Genomic DNA, 25,239 nt, shown 5'->3' on the forward strand with positions numbered 1-25,239 from the left:
CTAACGGGGGCAAAGCCCAATGAGCTACAGCAAGATTCCGGCTGGCAAAGACCTGCCGAACGACATCTACGTCGCGATCGAAATTCCGGCCAACCACGCGCCGATCAAATACGAAATCGACAAAGACAGCGACTGCCTGTTCGTTGACCGTTTCATGGCCACCCCGATGTTCTACCCGGCCAACTACGGCTTTATCCCCAACACCCTGGCCGACGACGGTGACCCCCTCGACGTGCTGGTCGTGACCCCTTACCCAGTGGCCCCGGGCTCGGTAATCCGTGCTCGTCCGGTCGGCATCCTGCACATGACCGACGACGGCGGCGGCGATGCCAAAGTCATCGCTGTTCCACACGACAAGCTGTCCCAGCTGTACGTGGACGTGAAGGAATACACCGATCTGCCAGCCCTGCTGCTGGAACAGATCAAGCACTTCTTCGAGAACTACAAAGACCTCGAAAAAGGCAAGTGGGTGAAGATCGAAGGTTGGGGCGACGCAGAAGCAGCCCGCGCCGAGATCCTGAAGTCGGTTGCGGCTTACAAGGGTTAAGAGCAGTAGCTAGCGCTTAGCCATAAGCGTTAAGAGAAAGCCCCGGTGATTCGGGGCTTTTTTGTGGGCGCCAGAAAGCGGCCCAGCCACCCTTCCTTGCATTTTTTCCACCTCCAAGCCCTCTGGAGCGCGCTTCGCACTGGGAATCCCCGGCAAATATGCGTATGCTGCGCCCCACATTTGCGCATCGACCCGCCCTGCGGCCAGATCGCTCGACGAAGCGGATGATTTTCTCGCCCAGTCCCACAGCCAGCCGCAAGAGCTGGATGTACGTTTTGAAGGCTGGTGCGGTTTACCAAAAATGAACCAAGCCAGTCCCCGAGAAGCCGGCCACAAGCCGGCTTTTTAATGCCCGAAGCAAATTCACCCGCCCCGCAGGTGTTCAGCGCGGCAAATCGGGCATTCACGAAAGAAAAGCTTTCGCATATTGATCCGCCATATGAAAACATGAGCCCTTCAGCGAATTGCCAACGTGCAGTTCCCCAGGATGGGATGAATCTCCAATGGATGGATATGCAATGAACGCCTACCCAGAAAATGCCTTGCAACAGGCTGGATTCAGCAACAGCAGTGCCAAGCAACGACCCGAATTCTGGGTCAAGCGCTCGCTTATCGGCTCACTGCGCATTCGTTTCGATGGGGGCCCTTCGTACCCGAAAATGGTCGAGGACCTGCGCCAGGCCCTGAACAACCATGGCCGCCTGGTACGTCGCGGGGAACGACTGTCCGGCTCGGACTGGGTGCACCGGATCAAGAAGCACCAGGGCCCGCTAAGCGAATGCCAGGCGTCGGCCATCGAGACCTTGATGGCCAAATAGCCAGCCTCGACGACTCAGGTCTCCGCCGTTCTTCTTGCTCTCTCCAGGCGCCCCATGAAAAACACATTGATATCGGCATTCGCGCTGATCAGCCTGAGCGGTTGTGTCGGCGCCTGGGTAGAGATGCCCATTAAAGTCACCAGCAAAACCCCGGCCCACACCCAGCTCACCTACCGCGAGCAAACACCGGTGATCACCCGCACGGTGCGCTTTTCCGAGCAGCGCGAATGGTGCGGCACCACCGTCTGGGCCCTGCTCGTCCCGATCCCGCTCAAACTGCCGGTGTGCCATTCCTACACCGAGTATGCCTACGGCAACGACATCAACGGTCGGGAAGCAGAACTGCTCTACACCCAGCAAAGCCTGTCCGACCCGTTTTACGCCTGCGGCCCTTTCATGTTCTTGGGGCCGCTGATGCACACCTACGACGGCAATGCGCTCTGCGGACAATTTCGCTGAGGACGTGGCCTATTAGCGTTGCCGAGGATGTTCGCTGACGGCCGCACCTGAAAGTCACCAGCTTGCCAACGCACCCTTTGCCCCTGGTGCATACCACCGTCTATTGCGGACAAGAGCCATCACTGAGCTTGCTCACGCCAGAGCAAGCCACATAGAATGATAATCCTTCCCATTTGAACCGTTGAGTGCGTCATGCCGAGCCAGGATCCCGTGCTGCAGGAGCAAGTCAGCAGGATTTACCAGGAGCAGCACCGCTGGCTGCAGGGCTGGCTGCGACCGCGGGTTGCCTGCCACCACTTGGCTGCCGACCTGGTACAGGACGTGTTTGTGCGCATCCTCGGCACCCGCGACGCCTCGAGCAAGTTGAGTGCGGTGCGCGAACCACGGGGTTACCTGGCAACTATCGCCAAGCGCATGATGATCGATTATTTCCGCCGCCAACGCCTTGAACGGGCCTGGTTGCAGGTGCTGGCCGAACAACCGGAAATCAGCGCCATGTCTCCAGAAACCCGCTTGATCCTGCTGGACACCCTGTATGAGCTGGATGCCATGCTGGCGGCGCTGGGGGCCAATGTGCGCAAGGCTTTCCTGCTGTCGCAACTGGATGGCATGACCTACAAGGCGATTGCCGAAACCCTGGGAGTGTCCTTGGTCACGGTCAATCGTTACATCGCCAAGGCCGTGCAGCATTGCATGCTCTACAGCCTGCGCAACGAGCTCGAACTCTAAACATGCCACCCATCAGCGCCGCCCAACTGACCGCCCTGGAACAAGCCGCCCATTGGTACAGCTGCCTCAATGACGAGGCCGCCACCGAGGCCGACCGACTGGGCTGGCAAACCTGGTTGCAGGCCGCACCGCTGAACGCCTGGGCCTGGGAACAGGCCGAACGCTTGCAGCAACGCATGCTGCGCGTCCCCGGCCCCCTGGCCGAACGCACCCTGGACTTGGCCGGACGTGAACGCCAGACGAGCCGGCGTGGTGTGCTCAAGGGCTTGGCCCTGGTGATCGGCGGCAGCACCCTCGGCTGGGGCGGCTATCGCAAGGCCAGCCAGGACCCGTGGCTGGCCGACTACCGCAGCCAGGTGGGCGAACGCCTGCCCGTGACCCTGGAAGACGGCAGCCAACTGCTGCTCAACAGCGACAGCGCAGTGGACATTGTGTTTGATGGCCAGCAACGCCTGGTGCTGCTCAAGCAGGGGGAAATCATGGTGACCACCGCCGCCGATCCCCACCAGCGCCCATTCAGCGTGCAGACCCGCCAGGGCCGGGTATTGGCATTGGGCACGCGCTTCACGGTCAGGGAACAAGACACAACCACGACCGTGGCCGTGTTCGAGCACAAGGTGCAGATCACCACCCACGAAGGCCAGACCCAACTGCTGACGAGTGGCCAGCGGTGCCAGTTCGATCGTCAGGCCGTACACGCCCCCACCACGCTGGATTTCGCCGAAGGTGCCTGGAGCCGTGGCTTGCTCGTCGCCAACGATCAGCGTCTGGAGGCTTTCGTCGCCGAACTGGGGCGCTACCGCCGAGGTTGGCTGCGCTGCGATCCCGCTGTGGCCGACTTGCGCATCAGCGGCACCTTTGATCTGCGCGACACTGACCAGATCCTCCGTGCCTTGTCCGGTTCGTTGCCGGTGCGTGTGGTGCAACGCACCCGTTACTGGATCAATCTGGTACCCGCCTGACGCGTCTGACGAAAAAATCTTCAACGCCAATGATATTAATTCCACTTCTCGTTCGACTTATGGAGAACGGCCTATCTGTGCGGCCCGACACCTGAAGAGAACCACGTCCATGACAGCCCTGCTTCCACCCGCATTGCCCCCTCTCGCCACCCACCCTCTACACCTGAGCCTGCGCCGTGCACTGCTCTGCGGCGCCGTCATGTTACCCCTGGCCCTGTCGGCAAACGCTTATGCAGAGCCTGCCGGCGAGCAGGCCTATCACTTGGCCCAGGGGGATCTCAGCCAAGTGCTGACTCGCTTCGCGGCCGAGGCCGGCGTGGTGTTGTCGTTCGATGCCAACCTGACCCGTGGTCGCCAGAGCCCAGGGCTCGAAGGTCGCTACAGCATCGATGCGGGCCTGAATCGGTTGCTCAACGGCAGTGGTTTACAGGCCATCCGCGAGAGCGACGGCCGTTATAGCCTGGCGCCGCTCACCGAGGCCAAAGGCGCGCTGGAACTGGGGGCGACCACCGTGACCGGCCAGCAATTGGGCGCGACCACCGAAGACAGCGGCTCCTACACCACCGGCAGCATGCAGACAGCCACCAAGCTGCCGCTGTCGATTCGCCAGACCCCGCAATCGGTCAGTGTGGTCACTCGCCAGCGCATGGACGATCGAGGCATGCAGACCATCCATGACGTGGTCAAGGACGTCCCCGGGCTGACCCTGTCCAACGATGGCCCGGAACGCCCCACCTATTACGCCCGGGGGTTCAGCGTCGACAACATCCTCTACGACGGCTTGCCGACCACCGTCGCCAGCTACACCTCTCGGGACACCATCGCCGCCACCGAAACCGCCATGCTCGACCGAGTGGAAGTGGTTCGCGGCGCTACCGGGCTGATGACCGGTTCCGGCAGCCCTTCAGCGGCCATCAACCTGGTGCGCAAACGGCCGACCAAAGAAGCCATGGCAAGCATCAGCGCCGGCGCCGGCAGTTGGGACAACTACCGTGGCGAGCTGGATGCCTCCAGCGCCCTCAACGACGCGGGGACGGTACGTGGGCGCGCCGTCACCAGCTATCAGGTCAAGAACAGCTTTCAGGACGTGGTGAACAAGGAACACAGCCTGTTCTACGCCATTACTGAGTTCGACCTGACGGACGCCACCCTTTTCACCTTCGGTGCCTCCAACCAGAACCTGAACAACAACACCGCCTGGGGCGGCGTGCCCACCGGCAGCGACGGCCGCGACCTGAAGCTGTCGCGTTCGACCTTCCTGGGTAACGACTGGGGCCGCTGGGACCAGGACAACAACAGTGTGTTCGCCGAGTTGGAACAGCGCTTCGACAATGACTGGAAGCTGCGCCTGGCCGCGACCAAGAGTTGGTCCAAGCTCGACCTGTTCGCCTCCTATGCCACCGCAGGCACTGGCAACACCTTCGACCAGATGACCGGCAAATTCCGCTACGAGAATGACCAGAGCAGCTACGACGCCTTCGCCAGTGGGCCGTTCCAGCTCCTGGGACGCGAACACGAACTGGTGCTGGGAGCCAGCCATCGTCGGGAAACCTTCGAGGGCTACGGCACCACGGTAGTCAGCGCCAGGGACATCGACATCTACAACTGGAACCCCCATACCGTGGCCAAGCCTGCCGTCAACATGAGCGCTTGGCAGCAGCAAAGCGAGACCGAGCAGACCGGCACCTACGTAACCGGCCGCTTCAGCCTGGCAGACCCTTTGCACCTGATCCTCGGCGCCCGCCTGGACTGGTACGACTACCAGATCGACACCCTGGGCAGCAACACCAAGACTGACAAGGTCACGCGCAATGTCACTCGCTACGCGGGGCTGATCTACGACCTGAATGACACTTACTCGGTGTATGCCAGCTACACCGATATCTTCAGCCCGCAAGGGGTGGTGGACGCTGACAACTCCCCCATCAAACCCATTACCGGCAAGAACTACGAAGCCGGGATCAAAGGTGAATATTTCAACGGCGCCCTCAACGCCAGCGCAGCGGTGTATCGCATCGACCAGGAGAACCGCGCCTCCATCGTCAATGTGGGGTGCACCCCGGCCGGCACCACGTGTTACGTGGCCTCGGGCGAGGTTCGCAGCGAAGGCCTGGAACTGGAAGTCAACGGCGCCCTGACCAACCGTTGGCAGCTATCCGCCGGCTACACCTACAACTCGGCCAAGTACCGCAAGGACGCCCAGGCCAGCAATGAAGGAAAACTGTTCAACAGTGACCTGCCGCGGCACCTGTTCAAGCTCAACACCACGTACACCTTGCCGGGTGCATTGGAGCGCTGGCGGGTCGGCGGTGGCCTCACCAGCCAGAACACCACCTACAACAAGGGCGACGGCTATCGCATCGAGCAAGAGGGCTACACCCTGGTGGACCTGATGCTGGGTTACAAACCCACCGACCACCTCGACCTGCGCTTGAACGTCAACAACGTCTTCGACAAGAAGTACTACCAGAGCATCAACAGCAACACCTGGAACGCCTTCAACGTGTATGGCGATCCACGTAACTTCATGCTCTCGGCCAAGTACAGCTTCTAAGGCCCCACCACCCTGTCGACACGCCGAAGCCCGAGGGTTTCGGCGTTCGCATGTTGCCATCTGCGGACGCCACGCTCGACTCCGCGCTTTAAACCGCTGCGTTGATGGGCCACCGCCGCATAAACGCGAACCCACGCCCTTACGGGTAGCTAAAGGTCTTCACCAACGTCAGCTCGCCCGGGGCGCGCATGGGAACGATGAAGGATTCGATCTTTTCGCTCGGCGTGCCTTCTTCGGTGATGACGGTGACTTGGGCGGTGGTCAGGGCTTGCACCGCGTTGCTCTGGCCGCCCTCCTCGTCGTCATCACTGCGGTAACCGCCGCCGTAGTAGTTCACATAGACCAGGTACTGGCCCTTGAGCGGCGCGGGCATGGCGGCGATTTCCGGGCCGTAGCCGGTGGTCACGTCCACGTCCAGGGTCGCACCATTGGGCACCACCCGGTCGCCGTACCAGACATGGGCGCCGTCCGGGGTGATCAGGTGCAGGTCGAGGTCGGTGTTGTCGCTGTCCCAGGACAGCAGCACGCGCAGCTTCGGCGGCGTGGCTCCGCCGCCGCTGTTGAGGAACTGCACGCGCTTGCGCTGTTGGCCGTCAGGGCTGCGCACTTCCACGCTGTTGCTGCCATTGGGGAAGGAGAACGGCCGATCGAAGCCACCGGCACTGTCGATTTTCAGCGGCATGCTGATGCCGTTGACGATCAGCTTGCCGGGCTCCCGTGCATCCTTGGGCGCAGCTTTGATCTGCCCGCTAATGCGCGCGGTGTCGGCCTGGCCCTGGGGGGTGTTGACCGATGAGGCCGGGTAGTTGACGGTCTGGGTGAACTGCTCGCCATCGGCCGAGCCGCTGCGCCAACCGCCCTTGGGGGTGTCGAGTCGAATACCGCTGTCGGCCAGGGCCGATGGCAGGCTGAACAGTCCACAGAGGAACAGGAGGACCGGGGGAGCAGGAAATTTCATGGCCTATTCCAGTAAAAGGTGGCGGGCAAGCCCTTCGATGTAGGTTTCATCCTGGCCGTTGGGGTGGGCTTCAAAGGCCAGGTGCAGGTATTCGTGGGTCAGGTCCAGGCGGTCCTGCAGCGACAGCACGCCGCGCACATAGATGCGCTGGCGTTCGCGGTCCACATAGGGCCGGCCGAAGGCCAGGCGGCACACGGCGAATTGGCTGACTTCGTTGTAGCCGACTTCGTTTTGCAGCGGCTGGCGCCAGCGCGGACGTTGCTTTTGCAGCCAGTCCTGGGCCGCCGGCAGCGGCTCGCAGGATGCCACCGGATTGTCCCAGCGGCTGAGGCTGGCGCGCGGGTAGGCATGCAGCAGGATGCTGTCGTAGCGCTGGCCGGCTTGGGCCTGTTCCACCGCCTGCTGCCAAGAGAGCTTGTCCGGGGCGCTCAGATCAGAGTGATAAGTGACTTGAGTACCCGCCAGCACCAGGTCGCTGGTCCAGGCGGCGATGCGCCGGGCGTCCGCAGTGGCCGGGCGTGGGGCGACCCGTTGCCGGCCGCTGCTGTCGTCGATGCTCAGGCATTCGCCACGGCGCCCAGCGTTCTGCAGCAGGTAGGTGCGGATGGCCACGGCCAGGGCCTTGGCCGCCTCGACCGGCTCGCTGCTGGCTTCACGCTGCAAGACCCGGGCGACGTATTCCTCCCGGTCCAGGCGGGCCACCAGGCGCGACGCTCCCGCCTCCTGCAGCAGGAACAACTCACCGGCGCTGTGGATATCCAGCTGGTTGCCATTGGCAAACTCAACCCGGTAATCGCCTTGCAAGGCACCGGCTGGCACCGCCCGGCCCTGTTGTGTCAGGCGTTGCAGCGGGTAGCGGGCGAACAGACTGACTTCCACGCAGCGCCCTTTATCCACAGACGGGTTGGTCGGCAACAGGCTGGCGAGGGCCTCGACATGGTCCTTCAGCACTCGCTGGCTGGTGCCCCGGCCGCCCGCCCAGAGCGGCGTGCCGTCCACCAGCCAGCCGGCAAAACCGCCCTGGCGCGATTGCACGTCCTGATCCCCCAGCCAGCTCCAGGTCTTGACCCGCAAGCGCCCACCGAGGGCGCCGACCAGCCTGCCGTCTGCGGCATTGAGCACCACGTCCAGCAGCACCCGGCGCGCCTGATCCTGGGCCGGCATCAGCGCCAGCATGCGCAACAGCTCGTGCACCGGCACCCGGGTTTGCGGCTGCAATTGCTCAAGGTTCAGCAACCACTCAGGGGCCTGGCGCGTCTGCCAGTAGTGGCGCCAGTCGGCCGCTTGAAGGTTCAAGCGCCGGGGTTCGAAGTACAGGCCGCAGGAGCGCACCAGCGCCTGGTCGCGGGCGATGCTGCCGCCCACGGTGCAGCAGTAGACTTCTTCCTTGCTATGGCCCAGGCAGTCGTAGGCCGGCTCATGGGCGCCGGTGTCCACCAGCCAGGCATAGACGAAGAGTTTCCACACACTGCCCAGCGGGGTTTGCAGGTCGGTCGGCAAGGGCTCGCGGGCCAGTACCTGGGTCGTGCCCAGTTGCACCAGCTCGCTGCCCTGGCCGCTTTGCCAGGCCAGGCGCAGCGGCTCGTCCTGGGCTGTTGCCAGCACCGGGATCAAGCACAACCACAACCAGGCCAAACGCCGCGTCATGTTATTTGACCGTGACCTGGCCCAGCGCTGACGGCTGCTCCAGGGCCTGATGCTCTGGGGCATAGACCTGGAAGAAACGCGCCGCAGGCAGGTTGAACTGCCCCTTCTGCGAGAAGCGGATCAGGTGCCGCAGGCGCACTTCACCGTTCGGGTTGAGGCTGTCCAGCGGTACGGCGTAAGCCATCTGGCCCGGCTCGAAGCGCGCTTTCTCCAGGGATGCCGCTTCGGCACCGGCCGGCCCGGCCAACTTGATGCCCCAGGTGGTGCGCTCGACATCGGCGCCCGGCGGCAGCGGCACTTCGAGCATGCCGTACGCCAAGCCCCGCGCCCCACGGTTGGCGATGATCACCTCGTCCAGGTACAGGCCATCGCTGGCGATCGGCTTATTGCCCACGGCTTCCAGCTTGAAGGTGAAGGCCTCATCCCCCGGCACCAGGCGCAGCAGGCGACGGCTGATGGTCACCGGCAGCGGCGTCGCTGGCGCTTGCTTGCTGAGGTAGCTCAGGGACGCCTGCAACGGACGCTCCGGGGCATTGGCCAAGGTCAGCACGCTGGGCACCTGCGGCCCCTGCCAGACCCAGGAGGTTTCACCGCTGGCGCCCTGCTGCGCCTGCCAACCCGCCCCAGGACTCAAGGTCGCGGCCGGCGCGGCCTGGGCAATGCTGTGTTGCAACCAGGTCAGGGCCAGGGCCCGCTCCAGGGTCGATTGCGACGGCAGCAACCGCTGCAACAAGGCCCGAGCAGTACCTTGATCAAAAGGTTTCAGGGACAGGCTCAAGGCCTGGACGAAAGGCTGCGAACTGACGTCGAGGCGCTGCTGTGCGGCGTCCAATTGACGAACAAAGGCCACCGGCGGCGTGACCTTGGCGTCCCGCGCCAGGGCCGCCGCGAGCACTCGGGCACTGGCCAGGCCGAGGGCCGAATCCGGATCTTCCATCACCAGGCTGGCGCCGCCATCGTCCTGCACGTCGGCATCTCGGCCCTCACCGGCCTTGGCCAGGTCATCCATCAAACCGCTGACCAAGGTGTTGATCGGCAGTTTCATTTCCCGGGCAAACGACAGGATCAGCGCACGCTGCAACAGCGGCGTGTTGCCAGCCTGCTTGGCGTAGACCTCCAGCACCCGCTGCCAATGCTCCGGCGGCAGGTTCAGGTCCAATACCTTGCTGGCATTCCAGTCGGCGTAATAGGCGTAGGCGGTGAGGAAGGCGTCCGGTTCGGCGTCTTCGCCCCACCAGGTAAAGGCCGCCTCGGGGCCGGCCATCTGCACCAGGCGCAGGCGGCTGTTCTGCATCATCAAGCGCAGACGATCGCGCACTTGCGGAGTATTGGCCAAGGCCGGATACGCCACGCTCAGCGGCAACAACTGGCTGGCCGTCTGCTCGACACCGCCGTAAGGGTATTCGAGCAAATCGTCCAGGGCCGAACGGAACAGCGCTTGCGGGCTGTCGTCCAGGTGCAGGTGAATGTCCGCGGCATCGGCCGGCAGGCCCAGCGGCGTGTCGCCCGTGACCACGTCCAGGCGCTCGGTCTGCACGGTCTGCCAGCCGGCACCCTGGGTGGCCAGGCGCACGGCCAGGGCATCCACGGCCTTACCGCCCTGCACCAACTCGGCCGTCCACTCACCGTTGCCCAGGGTGATGGCAGGCAAGGCCACATAGTTGATGCCCTGCTTCAGGGTCAGGGGCAGGCGCTGGGTTTCACCGGCGTAATGGATCACCAGTTCGGCCTTGACCTCCTTCTCCGACTGGCTGAACGCAAAGACACCAAGGTCCGGCTTGTCGCCCGAGCGGAAGCGCGTTGGGCCACTCCACTTCAGGTACAAAGCCTTGTCGGAGCGGACGAACTGTTTCTTCTGCCCCACTTGGCCGGCGTCGGCAATCGCCCGCGCGGTGATGCGCCAGCGGGTCAGGGAGTCGGGCATGCGGAAGCTGAAACGGACCTTGCCACTGGCATCGGTCAACAACTCCGGCTGCCAGGCGGCGGTGTCCACCTCTTCACGTCGCGGACGCTCCAGCACCTTGACCCCGCGCTCGCTACGGTTGGCCTTGCCCGGGGCCGTCGGGCTGCCCGGCAGGGCCACGTCGTAGCTGATGAACGACAGGCTGGCGCTGGTGCGCACGTTGTTGCGCCGTGGGTGATAGAAGAACTGATCGATGCTCGGGGCCACTTCCGGTTGCAGGGCGTAGACCATTTCGTCCACCACGCTGACCGTCAAATGGGCCGGGATCGGCTTGCCGGCGAACTGCGTGGACAGGTCCACGATCACCGTTTCGCCCGGCTGGTAGCTGTCCTTGTCGGTGGCGATGGCCACATCGATCTGCGGCGTGACCACCTTGATGCCAGCATTCTGGAAGCTGTATTCGCCGCCCTTGGTGTACAGCACGGAGAAGGTCAGGTTCGGCGCGAAGCTGTCTTTGACCGGCACCCGCACGCGGTATTGGGTGGGGCTCAGGGCCTCGACTTTCAGCCAGTCGCCGCCTTTGGACAGCAGCGCGGTGGCCTCGACCTTGTCCCGTTCCAGGGACAGCAAGGCATCGCTCACCGGTTCAGGGAAAGTGATCAGCGCCAGGGCTTCGTCACCGGCCTTGTACTCCTGCTTGTCGAGGACGATTTCCACGGTGCCCGGCACCGCCTTGACTCCGTCACCGGTGACCGAGTGGCTGGTGCCGCCCAATACCCGGTCATGCTCGTCCTTGAGGGTCAGGTTGTAAGTCCCCGGACGCTCGAAGGCCAGGCTGAACCCGCTGTCGCCGGCCGCCAGCTTGCCTTCGCCGGTGCTCTGGTCTTCCAGGCGTACCCAGCCGTAGCGGTTGGGCTTGAGGGTCTTGGCTTGCTCGCTGGTATTTTCATTGGCGTAGCTGAATTGCACCTTGTCGCCCACCGCACTGAAGCGTTGCGGGGCTTTCAGGCTGAAGCTGGCAGCGCCGCGCTCGATCAGGATTTCCTTGGTGGTCTTGACCCGGTAGGCCGCGCCGTCGCTGGCAAAGACCGTAAGCATGTAGCGGCTGGGCTTGTCTGCCGCAGGCAAATCCAGGGTCGCACTGCCCTTGGCGTCGGTGGTCAGTTCAGTGCTGGTCAGCTCCACCGGGAACTGCCCCATGTATTGCAGCTCGTTATCCACCATGGACAGTTGCTGGGCCCGCAGGCTCAGTTGCAGCTTGGCGTTGGCCACCGGCTTGCCGTCCGGGTACAGCAGCACCAGGCTGCCCTTGACCGGCTCGTTGGTCTTGAAGTCCTGCTTGGCCAGGGCCAGGGAAATTTCAAAGTGCGGCTTGATGTACTCGGCAACGCGGAAGGCGCTGCTGTAGACCTGATCCTTGTAGCTGAAACGCAGTTCGTAACCACCGGCCACGGCATTTTCCGGCAACTGGAAACGCGCCTGGGTACCGGCCTTGGAATCCAGGTTCAGGGCCAGGGTCTGCAAGGCGGTGCCCGTGGCATCGAGCACACTGACATTGACCGCCGCGGCGCCAGGCTGCACCGAATCCCGGGCGTTCTTGAACTCGCGACCGACGATCTTCAGCGACACCCAATCCCCCGGCCGGTACAGCGGCCGGTCGGTAAAGGCATAGAGCTTGGTGTCGTAGATTTCACTGTCGTAATAGAAGTTCTCGGAAACGAAGACCCCGCCCTCCTCGTCTTCACCGATCACGTAGGATCGTTCCGGGCTGACGTGCTTGAGGCGCAGCAGGCCCTCAGCGTCCGTGGCGCCGCTGCTCATCACGCCGAGGCCGTCGGTCCACAGCACATTGACCTTGGGCACCGAGCTGCCTTCGTGTTTGCGCGCGGCCCACACTAGCAACTCGTCACCGGCAATCTTGCTCACCGCCACGGTGTTGGAAACGAAGACCATGGTGGTGGCGCGGTACTTGCCGACCAGCGCCTCCACCAGGTACAGGCCCGGCTTGAGATTGCCCAGGGGGATGTAGACGTTGCCTGGGGAAACGCTGACAAACTCGCTGGACGAACCGGCCAGGTTCACGCCCTCGGGCGGCTGGATCGGCCGGGCCTGCCACAGCGGGTAACGGAACTGGGTGACCAGCGGCAGGCCCGGCATCAAGGCGAACTGCGGATGCGTGTCATAAGGCGTCGGCGCCAGCATGGAGTTGCCCATGCGCAGCTCGGGGACTTCGTCGATGACTTGCTTGCGCGACTCGTAGGAGAACGCTCGCTGCATCACCCGACGGGATTTGCGGTACCAGTTGTCCCACAGGTACGACAGGGTGTTGGACAGGCCCTCGCCCTTGAACTGACCGTCACTGACCACCCGGTGCAGGTTCTTCTGGCGCTTGAGGAAATCCAAGGGCTGGTTGATCCGATACACGCGGATATCCGCACCGCCATAGGGCTCCATGCGAAACCGCCGGTAATCCCGGCCCGGGGCTTCCAGGCGCACCATGGCCTGCTCGTCACTGGCGAAGCTGCTGTCGGCCAGGAGGAAGAAGCTCTCACCGGAAAGCGGCGTGTAATCGCTCGGCCGCACCGTGTCTTCGGCGTTGGCGAGCGACACCGGCAGCACCAGGGTCAGGAGCACAGTCAGGCGAAACAGAAAACGGGACATACGGGATTCGCTCATTGGGTGAGGAAGTTCAGTCGATAGATGCCGATGAAGTTGGGGTTGGCTGAGTCGGGTATCCATCGGGTGTCCTTCCATGTCATCAGTTGCTGCACGCTAGCCGAGCGCATGCCGTTGTCGGTGGGGGTAGTGGTGCCGGTGTGATAGGCGATGTTGCGGCCCATCCAGATCATCAGGTGCTGGTCGTCACCCTGGTCGAAGAACAGCAAGTCGCCGGGGCGCGCCTGACCCAGGTCGCGGCTCACCAACTGGCTGTTGAACTGGATCAGCTTGATGGCGTTGACGTAGGGCCCGACCTTGCCGCCGCCCTGCTGCCACTGCTGGGCCAGGCGACGCTGGCCTTCGCTCAATTGCAGTTCCGGCGGCAGGTAGCGGTTGGACAGGCCATTGGCCCGCAGCCATTTGTTGTCGTGGACCTTGAGCGCTTCATTGGCTGCAAAGCGCACCAAGCCCGCACAGTCCTGCTGGTACCAGCGCGGGCTCGGGCCTTGGCTCAGTTGCTCCTGGGCAATGCGCACGAACCAGGCACGGAACACCTGGGACTGCTGCACGTCCAGCGACGAAACCTGGGTCGCGCCCACGGCATTGCTCAGCAGCAGGGCCAACAGGCCGAGGCTGCCGAGGCGGTTGCGCCATGCACTCACAATGCGCGCCATTGCAGGGGCAGCCATTGCCAATGGCCATTGGGCTCGCTGCCCTCCGGCAGGGTCAGGGCGTACTTGCCGTAGCCACCGAGCTTGCGCAGCTTGGGCACCAGGTAGGTTTGCGCGGCGTTGTTGAACACCGGCTCCATGTCCTGGGGCAGGCTGTCGAAGGTTTCCTGCTGCATCAGTTGGGCCAGGGAGTCCGGGCCCAGGTACACCGGCATCAGCACGTCCTTGGGTACCACGTCAGCCAGGGGCGGGAAACGCTTGTCCAGGGTGCCCAGGGCCTTGCCCACCAGTTTGTCGTCGAGGGAGAACAACAGGGTGGAGCCATGGCGGGCCAGGCTCACCTGCATAAAGGCACGGCCGGTAATCGCCTGCGGATCCTTGGCCTGGTCGGCTGGGTACTGGCCAAAATTGGAGCTGACCTGGCGCTGCCACTGATGGCTGTCGCCGTTCTGCTGCTCGGTCACCGGGAACACCTTCTCGGGCACCTTGCCTTCCAGCGAACCGACCATGGAGCCGAACAGCTTGCCCAGTTCAGCGTCGAGCTTGGCGTTGTCCTGATCTTTCAGGCTGGCCACCAGCAGCGGCGTGTACAGCCGCGAGTCGGCGTACCAGCAGAGGCCGGCGGCACCGGCCATCTGCTCGGTCAGGGCCTTGGCAATCGAGGCGTCGGCGCCCAGTTTCACCAGCAGCGGTTGTTGCTGCTCGGCGGCCAGGGGCAGTGCCACGCAGGCGCTGGCGCCCATGGGCATGGCTTGCCAGATCGGCTTGAAGTCAAAGTCCGGCTGGTCTTCCAGCTCATCCATGGCCAGATAGCTGTGCCAGCCCTTGTCGTCCATGTCGAAGCGCAGGCCGGAGAAGTTCGGGATAAACCGTTGGTACCCCATGGCCAGGACACTGGCGTTGACCGTCAGGCGCTGCTGAACCTCGGGCTTGCGCGCTTCCAGGCCAAAGGCTTCAGGGAAGAGTTTGTCGCCCTTGAGCAAGGCCTCCAGGGCGGTGGTGGAAACACTGCCCGGCTCATCACTGGGGCCACTGGCCGGGTCGTAGAGCTTGGTCGGGTTGGACAGCACCACCAGCTTGTCGCCGTAGGAAGCGAACGCCAGCGAACGGCTGGCGTTGTAATTGAGCTGGTACAGCGCCACTTCATCGCCGGAAACTTTCAGGTCCGCCAGCTTGCTCAACTGGGTGTCGTCCAGGGCCGCTTTGGCCAGGGGCTCCAACAGCTTGGCCAGGCCGCCGCGGTCCATCACCAGCAGGAAGTCTTTCAGGCGACCGTCGGCGCCGCGCCACAGGGCCACGTCCGCCGGCTGGTCGAAGAGCTGCTCGATCAGGCTGTCCTGCAGCTTCAGGTCATGCTCGTAGATGATTCGTCGCAGGCTGCCGATCAGGCCCAGGCGATCCGCGTGGGTTTCGTAATAGAAAACGAAGTCCTCGGTCAGCGTTTCCTTGAGGAACGGCACTGCCAGCAGGTCCTTGGGCAATTGGGTCAGGGAGTGGGTTTCCAGCAGGCCGTCGGGCCGGCTCAGGCCCAGCTTGTCACCGGCCAGTTCCGCCACCGGCGCCTTGGGCTTGCAACCCAGGCCGCTGGCGACCGCGGCCACCAGGCACAGGCCCATGACCAGGGCCGGCCAGCGCCGCGGCTTGCCGGGTTGTTCTGTGCCGGGCACGCCGGCCGACGGGGATGCAGTGTTTTCGCTCATGATTCACAAAGCCCAATTCATCCGTGGAGCGGGATGTTCAATAGGTGAAAGACTTGACCAGCAACAGGTCGCCAATGGCGCGCATCGGAACAATAAAGGTCTCGCGTTTTTCGTTGACGGTGTTTTCGTTGAGCACCAGGTTGATCTGCGACGTGATCATCTCGTTCTGGTTACTGCCCGCCTCGAAGTTATAGCCGCCACTGCCGAAGTTGCCCCAGTAGTTGACGTAAATCAGGTAGGTGCCGTGCAGGGGCGCGGTCATGGTGAACATTTCCGGGCCGGGGCCGTCGACGCCATCCGGGTCGAGGCCACCGCCATTGGTCAGGCCCGGGTGGCCGAAGAATGCATGCTGCCCGTCGGGCGTAATGATGTGCATGTCCAGTTCCGCCTTGGGGTCGTCCCAGCCCAGCACCACGCGGATACGCGCCGGAGTCTTGGAGTCGTTGGCTTCATAGAACTGCACACGCTTGAGGGACTTGCCCTCGGAGCTGCGCACTTCAACGCTGTTGGAGCCGGCACCAAAGGCATAGGGGCGACCGAAACGCCCTTGCTCATCGGTGTACAGGTTCAGCGGATTACCGTTCACCGACAGGCTGTGGGGCTGGCGCAAGTGCCCGATGGCCTTGAGCTGGCCTTCTATCATGGTGCGATTGCGCTGGATGCCACGGTCGATGGGTGGCGTCGGGTAGGCCACTTGCGGGTTTTCGCTGCGGTCCAGCAACCCGGAATAACGCCAGCCGGCCAGGGGTTCCTGCAGTTCGGCGGAAGGCTCGGCGAACGCCGTCGCGGCCACGCCCAGGGCCAGCAGAAGGGAGGATAGAGCGCGCATGTACTGCGTCCTGCCATGCATGGGAAAACCCTGGCGCCAGGTCCGCGGCGCAGCTGCAAAGATTCAGAAAAGAGCCCAGCGACAGTGGGCCCTGGAAAGGCGGCAGATTAGCGACTTGGCGTCTGTTACACAATTGGCGAAAGGGGATTTTGCGAGGGAATCGGCAATGCCCTGAAAACCCCGCCACACGTGCCATTACGGCGACATCACCGACCCGGAATCCCGTCACCATCGCTTGCGCAGAGTGAGTCTTGCCAAGCCCCATCAAACGTCCCGGATTCAGGCTTGAATCAGCCCACGAAGAGTGCTGGCAGGTAGGCGCCAGCAAGCGCTTCTCATTTGCCCCAAAACCCTCTGTCTGCTAGTGTCGCGCCGGTTTAACGTCAACCGGGATAGCCGCCATGGCCCGCAAAAAAGCTGCCTTAGATTTCGAACAATCCCTCGCCGACCTGCAAACCCTGGTCGAGCGCCTGGAGAACGGCGAGCTGTCGCTGGAAGACTCGTTGACCGCCTTTGAACAAGGCATCGGCCTGACCCGTGACTGCCAGGCCGCCCTGGCCCAGGCCGAGCAGAAAGTGCAGGTCCTGCTGGAGCGCGATGGCGAACTGGCGGAGCAACCTTTCGATGCGGAACAGCCAGAATGATTGCCGCCTATCAGGCCAGCAGTCAGGCCCGCGTCGACGCCGCCCTGCAATCCCTGTTCATCGCTCCAAGCCCCGAACTCGCCCGCCTTTATGAAGCCATGCGCTACAGCGTGATGAATGGCGGCAAGCGCGTGCGTCCATTGCTGGCCTACGCCGCCTGCGAGGCCCTGGGCGGCAAGCCCGAGCAAGCCAACGGCGCGGCCTGCGCGGTGGAGCTGATCCACGCCTATTCCCTGGTCCACGACGATTTGCCAGCCATGGACGATGACGACCTGCGTCGCGGCCAGCCCACCACCCACAAAGCCTTCGATGAAGCCTGCGCGATCCTCGCCGGCGACGGTTTGCAGAGCCTGGCCTTCAGTGCCCTGCTGGACCCGAACCTGAGCCAGGCCAGCAGCGAGATCCGCCTGCAGATGGTCAGCGCCCTGGCGCTGGCGGCAGGCCCGGCAGGCATGGTCGGCGGCCAGGCCATCGACCTCGGCTCAGTGGGCCTCAAGCTGGACCAAAAGGCCCTGGAGTACATGCACCGGCACAAGACCGGCGCGCTGATCGAGGCCAGCGTCAAGCTCGGCGCCCTGGCCAGCGGTGTGGCGCAGAAAGACGAACTCAAGTCCTTGCAGACCTACGCCCAGGCCATCGGCCTGGCGTTCCAAGTGCAGGACGACATCCTCGATGTGGAAAGCGATACCGCCACCCTGGGCAAACGCCAGGGCGCCGACATCGCCCGTGACAAACCGACCTACCCGGCCCTGCTCGGGCTCGAAGCGGCCAAGGCCTACGCCCTGGAGCTGCGGGACCAGGCACTGCATGCCCTGCGACCCTTTGACGCGGCGGCCGAGCCGTTGCGCGAGCTGGCGCGTTATATCGTCGAACGCCGTAACTGAAAGGCCGCGCTGCACAGGCTGCATATCGGCCAAGTTCGGCGCTCCGCGTGGGCAGCTTGCGATGCTTAAGGTAAACTGCCGCCTCTTCTATACCTATAACGATTCGCCTGATGCCCACGACGTTTCATGAGATTCCCCGCAAACGCCCGACCACGCCCCTGCTCGACCGCGCCAACACGCCGGACGGCCTGCGCCGGTTAGGTGAAGCCGAGCTGGAAACCCTGGCCGATGAGTTGCGCCTGGAATTGCTCTACACGGTCGGTCAGACCGGCGGGCATTTCGGGGCCGGCCTCGGAGTCATCGAGCTGACCATCGCCCTGCATTACGTCTTCGACACCCCGGACGACCGGCTGGTGTGGGACGTGGGTCATCAGGCTTATCCGCACAAGATCCTCACCGGACGCCGCGAACGCATGGCCAGCCTGCGCCAGAAGGATGGCCTGGCCGCCTTTCCGCGACGCTCCGAAAGCGAGTACGACACCTTTGGCGTCGGCCACTCCAGCACCTCCATCAGCGCCGCCCTGGGCATGGCCATTGCCGCCCGCCTGCAAGGCAGCGAGCGCAAGGCGATTGCGGTGATCGGTGATGGCGCGCTGACCGCCGGCATGGCCTTCGAGGCGCTGAACCATGCGCCGGAAGTGGACGCCAACATGCTGGTGATCCTCAACGACAACGACATGTCGATCTCGCGCAATGTCGGCGGGCTGTCCAACTACCTGGCCAAGATCCTCTCCAGCCGCACCTACGCCAGCATGCGCGAGGGCAGCAAGAAGGTCCTGTCGCGCCTGCCCGGCGCCTGGGAAATCGCCCGCCGCACCGAAGAATACGCCAAGGGCATGCTGGTCCCCGGCACCCTGTTCGAAGAACTGGGCTGGAACTACATCGGCCCCATCGACGGCCACGACCTGCCGACCCTGATCGCCACTCTGCGCAACATGCGTGACCTCAAGGGGCCGCAATTCCTGCACGTGGTGACCAAGAAAGGCAAAGGTTTCGCCCCGGCGGAAGTCGACCCGATCGGCTACCACGCCATCACCAAGCTGGAACCCCTGGACGCTCCGGCCGCTGCGCCGAAGAAAGCCGGCGGGCCGAAGTACTCCGGCGTATTTGGCGAATGGCTGTGCGACATGGCCGCCGCCGACCCGCGCCTGGTGGGCATCACCCCGGCGATGAAGGAAGGCTCCGACCTGGTGGCCTTCAGCGAGCGCTTCCCGCTGCGCTACTTTGACGTGGCGATTGCCGAACAACACGCGGTGACCCTCGCGGCCGGCATGGCCTGCGAAGGCGCCAAGCCAGTGGTGGCGATCTATTCGACCTTCCTCCAGCGTGGCTACGACCAACTGGTCCACGACGTCGCGGTGCAGAACCTCGACGTACTGTTCGCCATTGACCGTGCCGGCCTGGTGGGCGAAGACGGCCCGACCCACGCCGGCAGTTTCGACCTTTCTTACCTGCGCTGCATCCCCGGCATGCTGGTGATGACCCCGAGCGACGAGAACGAGTTGCGCAAGATGCTCAGCACCGGCCATCTGTACAACGGCCCGGCGGCTGTGCGCTACCCACGGGGCAACGGCCCCAACGCGCCGATCGACAAAGACCTGGAACCGATCGAGATCGGCAAGGGTGTGATCCGTCGCCAGGGCAAACAGGTCGCTTTGCTGGTGTTTGGCGTGCAATTGGCCGAAGCCCTGCATGTGGCCGAGAAGCTGGACGCCACGGTGGTCGACATGCGTTTCGTCAAACCCCTGGATGAAGCCCTGGTCCGCGAGATCGCCGGCAGCCACGAACTGCTGGTGACCGTCGAAGAGAACGCCATCATGGGTGGCGCCGGCGGCGCGGTCAGCGAGTTCCTGGCCCAGGAAAACATCCTCAAGTCGATCCTGCACCTGGGCCTGCCCGATGCTTACGTCGAGCACGCCAAACCGGCACAGATGCTCGCCGAGTGCGGCCTGGACGCTGCCGGGATCGAAGCCTCGGTGCGTCAGCGCCTGCAACTGCTGGGGCACTGATAGCCGCCGCAGCGTTCGCCCCCTGGCGCGGGGGCGATCAGCGTTGCGGTGCAATCAAGGCACACAGTGCGGCGGTCGCCGCGACCATCTGTGCGCTGGGCCGCTCCAGGCCGTTATCCATCACCCTTAACAACCGCCCCTGAGCCACCGCCGCGATCTGCGGCCAGGCTTTCCAGGCGTCCAGCTGTGCCTGGCGGGTGGCAAGGATGGCCTGGGGATTGCGCGCCAACACCGCTTCGATACTGACCTGGGGCGCCGGCAGTGCCTGGTCGGCAAACACGTTACGTGCGCCGCACACACTCAAGGCATCGCTGATGATCTGCTGGCCACCAATGGTGTACAGCGGCCGATCCCAGACCTGATAGAACACCGGCAAGGGGGACGGGCGCTGATAGCGCTGGCGCAACTCAGCAAGCCGCGCATCCAGTTGCGCCGCCAGCTTATGCCCCGCTTCGGGCCGGCCCAGGCGCTCGCCGATCTCGGCAATCTGCCGGGTGAGCTGCGCAAGGCTGTGGGGTTCAGCAACGTAGGTGGCAATGCCCAGGCGAGCCAACTGCTCACGCTGGGCCGGGCCAACACTGGCAGGCCAGAGCAGTAACAGGTCGGGTTTGAGGCTGAGCAGACGCTCCACATCCAATTGGCCATAGCGGCCCACGGACGGCAGGTCTTGCAACTCGGGAGGGCGTTCGCCGGCATCCAGCACCCCCACCAGCAGCTCACTGGCCCCCAGTTCGACGACGATTTCCGACAGCGAAGGGGCCAGGCTGACCACCCGCTCCACTGCCAAAGCCGGGCCACACAGGACCAGCAGCAGGAGCGCCAGCCAGCAGCGCATCAGCCGAGCTGGCGTGGAATACGGTAGAGGTAGAACAGCACCGTGGTGGACAGTGCCAGAAGAAACAGCGGCACGGCTTCCAGGCCGACGAAGACCGCCAAGGTGCCAACCCACGCCGGCAATGCGGCCACCAGCAAGGCCAGGCGACGGCGCGCGGCCAGCTCGATCCAGGCGGCGGGTTCTTCCGGGGTGTCCAGGGCTTTCTGGGTGGCGATCAGGGCGTGCTTGTAGCCACTAAAGAACCGCAAACTGACAAACATCGAGGCCACGCCAGCGATAAAGAACGGCATGGCCAACACTGGCAACAGGGCTTCGCCTTGACCAAACAGTGCATTGATCACGAACAGCGGCAGCAAGGCCAGCGCCAGGTACTGCCACCAGCTGACGGCCAGGCGCCGCCGCACTTGGCCGCGGGTCACGCGCGGTCGACCTCGCCCTGGTGCTCGTTGCCCATCATGTGGTCGAGCTTGCTGGCCTTGGTGGCCAGGTAGAGCTTGTTATGGGGGTTATGCCCGGTGTGCAACGGCACCCGCTCGGCCACCTGAATGCCCATCTCGGTCAGGGCTTTGACCTTGCGCGGGTTGTTGGTCATCAGGCGCAGGGAGGTGACGCCCAAGTGCTCCAGCATCGGCAGACACATGGCGTAGTCACGCTGGTCAGCAGCAAAGCCCAGGCGCTCGTTGGCCTCAACGGTATCGGCACCGCCGTCCTGCAGTTCGTAGGCGCGGATCTTGTTCAGCAAGCCAATGCCACGGCCTTCCTGGCGCAGGTACAACAGCACGCCACGGCCTTCACGGGCGATGGCCCGCAGGGCGGCTTCCAGTTGCGAGCCGCAGTCGCAACGCTGGCTGAACAGGGCATCGCCGGTCAGGCATTCAGAGTGCAACCGGCCGAGTACCGGGGCACCATCGGCGACATCACCCAGGCTGAGCACCACGTGCTCACGGCCGGTGGCTTCATCGAGAAAGCCATGCATGGTGAATTGCGCAAAAGGGGTGGGCAACTTGGAAGCGGCAACAAAAACGACGGGCACCGTTGTGCTCCTGATCTGTATTGGGACTGGAGATTCGCAGAGGCGGCATTGTAACAGCAGCTTTCGACAGACGCTTAGGCTGAATTATCGGAGATAAAGATCGATAAGTTTGATCAAGGGGTCAACACCGCTCGCCCGGATTCAAAGGGGTAAGGCTGCTTCCAATGCTGGAAAATCGGCCGCAGGTGGCCGTTTTTGACCAACTCTTCCATGCGTCGATCAAACACCGCGAGCAAGGCGCGACCACGCTCGTTGTCGGTAAAGCCCAGGTACAGCGGCAATTCGGCCAGATGGCTGAGCCGGAAGCGCGAAGGGTCTTCAGCCTGGCCGAGCACGTAATTCACCTCGGTCAAGGCATCGATGTAGTAGTCGGCGCGGTTGTACATCAGCATCGGCAGAATGCCGATACGCCGGCGAATCTCATTGAAGCGCCGGACATTGGGCAAGTAATCCTGATACTTGTAGCCGCGCACCCAGACCAGCCGGTAAGCACCGAGGTTGTCCTGGGTCAGGGGCGGATTGCTCGCCAGCCCCAGGGAGTAGATATGGTCGGTGTCGTAATTCCAGCGAGGGTAAAGCAGGCCCACCGACTCGCCACGATAAGCCCCGACCTGGGCATCCACCTCGGCCCGCTGCACCAGCCCCACCGAGCGGGTGTAGGGCACGCTGCGGATGTCCAGCTTGATCCCTTGCGGCTCGAACACTTCCCGCAGGATGTCCCACGCCAGGCCCTGGCCGTTGGCTTCGGTGTAGTCGTCCCATTCCTCACTGGCCAGGCGAATGGGCCCGAGCGACGCCGGTGACTCGCCAGCCCAGGCCACGCTATACCCGCAGAAACAGAGCAACAGCACCAGAGCGCGGCTGAACCCCATGTTCAATCCCTCAGGTAAAACACCACACCAGCCCCTGCATCGCCAACCAGGCAAACACCCCGGCCAGCACATCATCGAGCATGATGCCGACACCGCCGTGCACATGCCGGTCGATCCAGCGGATTGGCCAGGGCTTGAGAATGTCGAAGAAGCGGAACATCAGGAACCCGGCGAGCAACCAGTACCAGCCTTCCGGCACCAGCCAGAGGGTGATCCACATACCGACCATTTCATCCCAGACGATGCCTTCGTGGTCATGGACCCGCAGGTCATTGGCCACCTTGCCGCACAGCCAGAAGCCGAACAGCATGGTGATGCCAAGCATCAGCCAGTAGCCCCAATCCGGCAGCATCTGCCACAACGGAATAAAGGGTAGTGCAACCAGCGACCCCCAGGTGCCCGGCGCCTTGGGCAAGGTGCCGGAGCCAAAGCCGAAGGCCAGGAAATGCCAGGGATTACGCCAGACCGACGGCGGCACGAACTCAGCCGGAACCTGTTTGGGATGATCTGTCACGGTGTCTCCCGAAAATGTTGATAGCCCCGCAGACTCGGGGTGATGTCTTGCCCACTGGCGTCCAGCAGCGTCACGCCCTCCCCGCTGACCACCCGCCCCACCACATGCACCGGCCAGCCTTCGGCCAGCAAGGGCGCCAATTCGGCAGGTGGCAGGGTGAAGGCCAGCACGTAGTCGTCACCGCCGCTCAAGGCCGCGACCCGTGCTCCGGCCTCGCCGAGAAAACTCACCAGCGCCGGGGACATCGGCAAGCGCTGACTGTCGATCTGCAGACCCACGGCCGAGGCTTTGGCGATGTGCCCACAATCGGCCAGCAGGCCATCGGAGATATCCAGGGCCGAAGTGGCCTTGCCCCGCAGTGCCTGCCCCAGGCCAAGCTGGGGTTGGGGCGACCAGTAATGAGCCAGCAGCGGCTCAGCGATCGCCGGCTCGGCGCTGCGTTGCCCCAGCACCAGCGGCAGGGCGCCCGCGCCGTTGCCCAGCTCACCGCCGACACAGAGCAAATCCCCCGGCCGGGCACCGCTGCGGACCAGGGCCTGGCCAACCGGCACCCGACCCAACACGGTCAGGGTCAAGGCCAGGGGGCCGCGCGTGGTGTCGCCGCCAATCAAACGCACGCCGCAATCTTGCGCCATGGCATTCAAACCACGGGCAAAGGATTGCAGCCAATCGGCGTCCACCGTCGGCAAGGTCAGGGCAAGGGTAAAGGCCAGCGGGGCGGCGCCCATGGCGGCCAGATCACTGACGGCCACCGCCAGGGAGCGTTGACCTAAAAGAAAGGGCTCGCAGGGATCGGCGAAGTGCACACCGCTCACCAGGGTGTCGGTGGAAATCGCCAACTGCTCGCCAGGGGGCACTGCCAGCAAGGCGCAGTCGTCGCCAATCCCCAGGGCAACACCCTCGCCGGCCTGCGCACAAGGCGCGGCAGCGAAGAAGTTACGGATCAGCTCAAACTCGCCCATGGCAGCCACAAGCGCGAATCAGCGCTTGAACGCCTTCACTTCAGCTTCACGCAGACGTGGGGCCAGCTTGTCGAGTACGCCGTTGACGAACTTGTGACCGTCGGTGGAACCGAAGACCTTGGCCAGTTCGATACCTTCGTTGATCACAACGCGGTACGGCACGTCGACGCGCTTGAGCAGTTCCCAGGTGGACAGGCGCAACACCGCCAGCTCAACCGGGTCCAGCTCATCGATGGTGATGTCCAGGCAAGGCGTGAGAGCGCTGTCGATCTCGTCTTTGCTGGCCGGAACCCCGTGCAGGATTTCACGGAAGTAGGCACCGTCGATGTCGGTGAAATCGTTGTCGACCCGGAACTGCGCTTCGATCTCGTTCAGCGAGTGCTTGGCCATGTGCCATTGGTACAGCGCCTGAGTCGCGAGCTGACGGGCTTCGCGGCGCTTGGCGCTCTTGGATGGCTTGCCAGCGTCCGCAGGTTTCGGATCGCGCGGGTTGAAACGATCGCTATCGTCGCTAATCACTTGGCCTCCAACTGCGCCAGCAGACTGACCATTTCCAGGGCGGACAAGGCAGCTTCAGCGCCTTTGTTGCCGGCCTTGGTGCCGGAACGCTCGATGGCTTGCTCGATCGAATCAACGGTCAGCACGCCGAAGGCCACTGGCACGCCGAACTCCATGGACACCTGGGCCAAGCCCTTGGTGCATTCGCCAGCCACGTATTCGAAGTGCGGGGTGCCGCCGCGAATCACTGCGCCCAGAGCGATGATCGCCGCGTATTCACCCTTCTGTGCAACTTTCTGCGCGACCAGGGGAATCTCGAAGGCGCCAGGTGCGCGGATGAGGGTGATATCGCTTTCGCTCACGCCGTGGCGAACCAGGGCGTCAACCGCGCCGCTGACCAGGCTTTCGACGACGAAGCTGTTGAAGCGGCCGACCACCAGGGCATAGCGGCCTTTGGGGGCGATGAAGGTACCTTCGATGGTCTTCAGGGTCATTCGACAAATCTCTTAAAGAGCCGGGACGCGTTCAGTACGCGCCCCTCAGTGATGTTTTA

Annotated in this window: 23 protein-coding genes; 9 read left to right on the forward strand and 14 right to left on the reverse strand. The window is 63.7% G+C overall.

Annotated elements, in window-relative coordinates; genetic code table 11:
- Positions 1–19 precede the first annotated feature (19 nt).
- The 6 genes from ppa to M1B34_RS24075 all read left to right on the forward strand — a co-directional run bounded on the left by ppa (position 20) and on the right by M1B34_RS24075 (position 6,069).
- A complete protein-coding gene (ppa, locus tag M1B34_RS24050; RefSeq protein ID WP_123334630.1) occupies positions 20–547 on the forward strand; it encodes an inorganic diphosphatase in 528 nt (175 codons plus the stop codon).
- Between the two features lie 518 nt (positions 548–1,065).
- A complete protein-coding gene (locus M1B34_RS24055) occupies positions 1,066–1,365 on the forward strand; it encodes a hypothetical protein (RefSeq protein ID WP_268261974.1) in 300 nt (99 codons plus the stop codon).
- Between the two features lie 54 nt (positions 1,366–1,419).
- Complete coding sequence (locus M1B34_RS24060) at positions 1,420–1,824, forward strand: hypothetical protein (RefSeq protein WP_268266397.1); 405 nt, start codon at positions 1,420–1,422, stop codon at positions 1,822–1,824.
- Positions 1,825–2,016: 192 nt separating this feature from the next.
- Complete coding sequence (locus M1B34_RS24065; protein ID WP_268266398.1) at positions 2,017–2,553, forward strand: sigma-70 family RNA polymerase sigma factor; 537 nt, start codon at positions 2,017–2,019, stop codon at positions 2,551–2,553.
- 2 nt (positions 2,554–2,555) lie between these two features.
- The gene (locus M1B34_RS24070; protein WP_268266399.1) at positions 2,556–3,515 is read left to right on the forward strand and encodes a FecR domain-containing protein; all 960 of its coding nucleotides are present in this window, start codon (positions 2,556–2,558) and stop codon (positions 3,513–3,515) included.
- A gap of 109 nt (positions 3,516–3,624) precedes the next feature.
- Complete coding sequence (locus tag M1B34_RS24075; RefSeq protein ID WP_268266400.1) at positions 3,625–6,069, forward strand: TonB-dependent siderophore receptor; 2,445 nt, start codon at positions 3,625–3,627, stop codon at positions 6,067–6,069.
- A gap of 139 nt (positions 6,070–6,208) precedes the next feature.
- Here M1B34_RS24075 and M1B34_RS24080 read toward each other — a convergent pair whose 3' ends face one another.
- Genes M1B34_RS24080 through M1B34_RS24105 form a run of 6 tightly spaced genes read right to left on the reverse strand, consistent with a single transcriptional unit; the run spans position 6,209 to position 16,435 of the window.
- Positions 6,209–7,027, reverse strand: coding sequence for a YfaP family protein (locus tag M1B34_RS24080; protein WP_268266401.1), 819 nt, complete (start codon positions 7,025–7,027; stop codon positions 6,209–6,211).
- Between the two features lie 3 nt (positions 7,028–7,030).
- Positions 7,031–8,674 (reverse strand): DUF2300 domain-containing protein, encoded by a 1,644-nt coding sequence (locus M1B34_RS24085; RefSeq protein ID WP_268266402.1) that lies wholly within the window; start codon positions 8,672–8,674, stop codon positions 7,031–7,033.
- Between the two features lies 1 nt (position 8,675).
- On the reverse strand, positions 8,676–13,253 hold the full coding sequence (locus M1B34_RS24090) for an alpha-2-macroglobulin family protein (RefSeq protein WP_268266403.1): 4,578 nt from the start codon (positions 13,251–13,253) through the stop codon (positions 8,676–8,678).
- Positions 13,250–13,909, reverse strand: coding sequence for a DUF1175 domain-containing protein (locus M1B34_RS24095; protein ID WP_425273539.1), 660 nt, complete (start codon positions 13,907–13,909; stop codon positions 13,250–13,252). The genes M1B34_RS24090 and M1B34_RS24095 overlap by 4 nt, the downstream gene beginning before the upstream one ends.
- The gene (locus M1B34_RS24100) at positions 13,894–15,606 is read right to left on the reverse strand and encodes a DUF2138 domain-containing protein (protein WP_123334615.1); all 1,713 of its coding nucleotides are present in this window, start codon (positions 15,604–15,606) and stop codon (positions 13,894–13,896) included. The genes M1B34_RS24095 and M1B34_RS24100 overlap by 16 nt, the downstream gene beginning before the upstream one ends.
- A gap of 37 nt (positions 15,607–15,643) precedes the next feature.
- A complete protein-coding gene (locus M1B34_RS24105; protein WP_123334613.1) occupies positions 15,644–16,435 on the reverse strand; it encodes a YfaP family protein in 792 nt (263 codons plus the stop codon).
- Positions 16,436–16,836: 401 nt separating this feature from the next.
- Between M1B34_RS24105 and M1B34_RS24110 the strand changes: the two genes are divergently transcribed.
- From M1B34_RS24110 to dxs, 3 genes are all read left to right on the forward strand, one after another.
- Complete coding sequence (locus M1B34_RS24110; RefSeq protein WP_022641260.1) at positions 16,837–17,079, forward strand: exodeoxyribonuclease VII small subunit; 243 nt, start codon at positions 16,837–16,839, stop codon at positions 17,077–17,079.
- A complete protein-coding gene (gene ispA, locus M1B34_RS24115) occupies positions 17,076–17,963 on the forward strand; it encodes a (2E,6E)-farnesyl diphosphate synthase (RefSeq protein ID WP_268266405.1) in 888 nt (295 codons plus the stop codon). Before M1B34_RS24110 ends, ispA begins: the two co-directional genes overlap by 4 nt.
- A 110-nt stretch (positions 17,964–18,073) precedes the next feature.
- Positions 18,074–19,972, forward strand: a complete 1,899-nt coding sequence (gene dxs / locus M1B34_RS24120; RefSeq protein WP_123334609.1) for a 1-deoxy-D-xylulose-5-phosphate synthase — start codon at positions 18,074–18,076, stop codon at positions 19,970–19,972.
- 37 nt (positions 19,973–20,009) lie between these two features.
- On the opposite strand, the gene M1B34_RS24125 is transcribed toward dxs, so the two are convergent.
- The 8 genes from M1B34_RS24125 to ribH form a co-directional block, all read right to left on the reverse strand.
- On the reverse strand, positions 20,010–20,807 hold the full coding sequence (locus tag M1B34_RS24125; RefSeq protein ID WP_268266406.1) for a cobalamin-binding protein: 798 nt from the start codon (positions 20,805–20,807) through the stop codon (positions 20,010–20,012).
- Positions 20,807–21,226: an MFS transporter gene (locus M1B34_RS24130; protein WP_123334605.1), complete on the reverse strand. Its 420-nt coding sequence runs from the start codon at positions 21,224–21,226 to the stop codon at positions 20,807–20,809. Before M1B34_RS24130 ends, M1B34_RS24125 begins: the two co-directional genes overlap by 1 nt.
- A complete protein-coding gene (ribA, locus tag M1B34_RS24135; RefSeq protein WP_123334603.1) occupies positions 21,223–21,840 on the reverse strand; it encodes a GTP cyclohydrolase II in 618 nt (205 codons plus the stop codon). Before ribA ends, M1B34_RS24130 begins: the two co-directional genes overlap by 4 nt.
- 113 nt (positions 21,841–21,953) lie before the next feature.
- Positions 21,954–22,712 (reverse strand): substrate-binding periplasmic protein, encoded by a 759-nt coding sequence (locus M1B34_RS24140; RefSeq protein ID WP_123334601.1) that lies wholly within the window; start codon positions 22,710–22,712, stop codon positions 21,954–21,956.
- Between the two features lie 10 nt (positions 22,713–22,722).
- Positions 22,723–23,226, reverse strand: a complete 504-nt coding sequence (locus M1B34_RS24145) for a phosphatidylglycerophosphatase A family protein (RefSeq protein WP_123334599.1) — start codon at positions 23,224–23,226, stop codon at positions 22,723–22,725.
- Positions 23,223–24,188, reverse strand: coding sequence for a thiamine-phosphate kinase (gene thiL / locus M1B34_RS24150; RefSeq protein ID WP_268266407.1), 966 nt, complete (start codon positions 24,186–24,188; stop codon positions 23,223–23,225). The genes M1B34_RS24145 and thiL overlap by 4 nt, the downstream gene beginning before the upstream one ends.
- An 18-nt stretch (positions 24,189–24,206) precedes the next feature.
- A complete protein-coding gene (gene nusB, locus M1B34_RS24155; protein WP_123334595.1) occupies positions 24,207–24,707 on the reverse strand; it encodes a transcription antitermination factor NusB in 501 nt (166 codons plus the stop codon).
- Complete coding sequence (gene ribH / locus M1B34_RS24160; protein ID WP_095109665.1) at positions 24,704–25,180, reverse strand: 6,7-dimethyl-8-ribityllumazine synthase; 477 nt, start codon at positions 25,178–25,180, stop codon at positions 24,704–24,706. The genes nusB and ribH overlap by 4 nt, the downstream gene beginning before the upstream one ends.
- Positions 25,181–25,239 lie beyond the last annotated feature (59 nt).

Origin of the sequence: Pseudomonas morbosilactucae (assembly GCF_023241715.1) — a bacterium.
Lineage (GTDB): Bacteria > Pseudomonadota > Gammaproteobacteria > Pseudomonadales > Pseudomonadaceae > Aquipseudomonas > Aquipseudomonas morbosilactucae.

Coding starts and splice junctions, on each gene's coding strand:
- M1B34_RS24090 (WP_268266403.1), bottom strand. CDS start 13,253: ATGAGCGAATCCCGTATGTCCCGTTTTCTGTTTCGCCTGACTGTGCTC.
- M1B34_RS24080 (WP_268266401.1), bottom strand. CDS start 7,027: ATGAAATTTCCTGCTCCCCCGGTCCTCCTGTTCCTCTGTGGACTGTTC.
- M1B34_RS24110 (WP_022641260.1), top strand. CDS start 16,837: ATGGCCCGCAAAAAAGCTGCCTTAGATTTCGAACAATCCCTCGCCGAC.
- thiL (WP_268266407.1), bottom strand. CDS start 24,188: ATGGGCGAGTTTGAGCTGATCCGTAACTTCTTCGCTGCCGCGCCTTGT.
- M1B34_RS24085 (WP_268266402.1), bottom strand. CDS start 8,674: ATGACGCGGCGTTTGGCCTGGTTGTGGTTGTGCTTGATCCCGGTGCTG.
- M1B34_RS24125 (WP_268266406.1), bottom strand. CDS start 20,807: ATGCGCTGCTGGCTGGCGCTCCTGCTGCTGGTCCTGTGTGGCCCGGCT.
- dxs (WP_123334609.1), top strand. CDS start 18,074: ATGCCCACGACGTTTCATGAGATTCCCCGCAAACGCCCGACCACGCCC.
- M1B34_RS24070 (WP_268266399.1), top strand. CDS start 2,556: ATGCCACCCATCAGCGCCGCCCAACTGACCGCCCTGGAACAAGCCGCC.
- M1B34_RS24105 (WP_123334613.1), bottom strand. CDS start 16,435: ATGCGCGCTCTATCCTCCCTTCTGCTGGCCCTGGGCGTGGCCGCGACG.
- M1B34_RS24055 (WP_268261974.1), top strand. CDS start 1,066: ATGAACGCCTACCCAGAAAATGCCTTGCAACAGGCTGGATTCAGCAAC.
- M1B34_RS24095 (WP_425273539.1), bottom strand. CDS start 13,909: ATGGCGCGCATTGTGAGTGCATGGCGCAACCGCCTCGGCAGCCTCGGC.
- ispA (WP_268266405.1), top strand. CDS start 17,076: ATGATTGCCGCCTATCAGGCCAGCAGTCAGGCCCGCGTCGACGCCGCC.
- M1B34_RS24065 (WP_268266398.1), top strand. CDS start 2,017: ATGCCGAGCCAGGATCCCGTGCTGCAGGAGCAAGTCAGCAGGATTTAC.
- M1B34_RS24140 (WP_123334601.1), bottom strand. CDS start 22,712: ATGGGGTTCAGCCGCGCTCTGGTGCTGTTGCTCTGTTTCTGCGGGTAT.
- M1B34_RS24060 (WP_268266397.1), top strand. CDS start 1,420: ATGAAAAACACATTGATATCGGCATTCGCGCTGATCAGCCTGAGCGGT.
- ppa (WP_123334630.1), top strand. CDS start 20: ATGAGCTACAGCAAGATTCCGGCTGGCAAAGACCTGCCGAACGACATC.
- M1B34_RS24100 (WP_123334615.1), bottom strand. CDS start 15,606: ATGAGCGAAAACACTGCATCCCCGTCGGCCGGCGTGCCCGGCACAGAA.
- ribH (WP_095109665.1), bottom strand. CDS start 25,180: ATGACCCTGAAGACCATCGAAGGTACCTTCATCGCCCCCAAAGGCCGC.
- M1B34_RS24075 (WP_268266400.1), top strand. CDS start 3,625: ATGACAGCCCTGCTTCCACCCGCATTGCCCCCTCTCGCCACCCACCCT.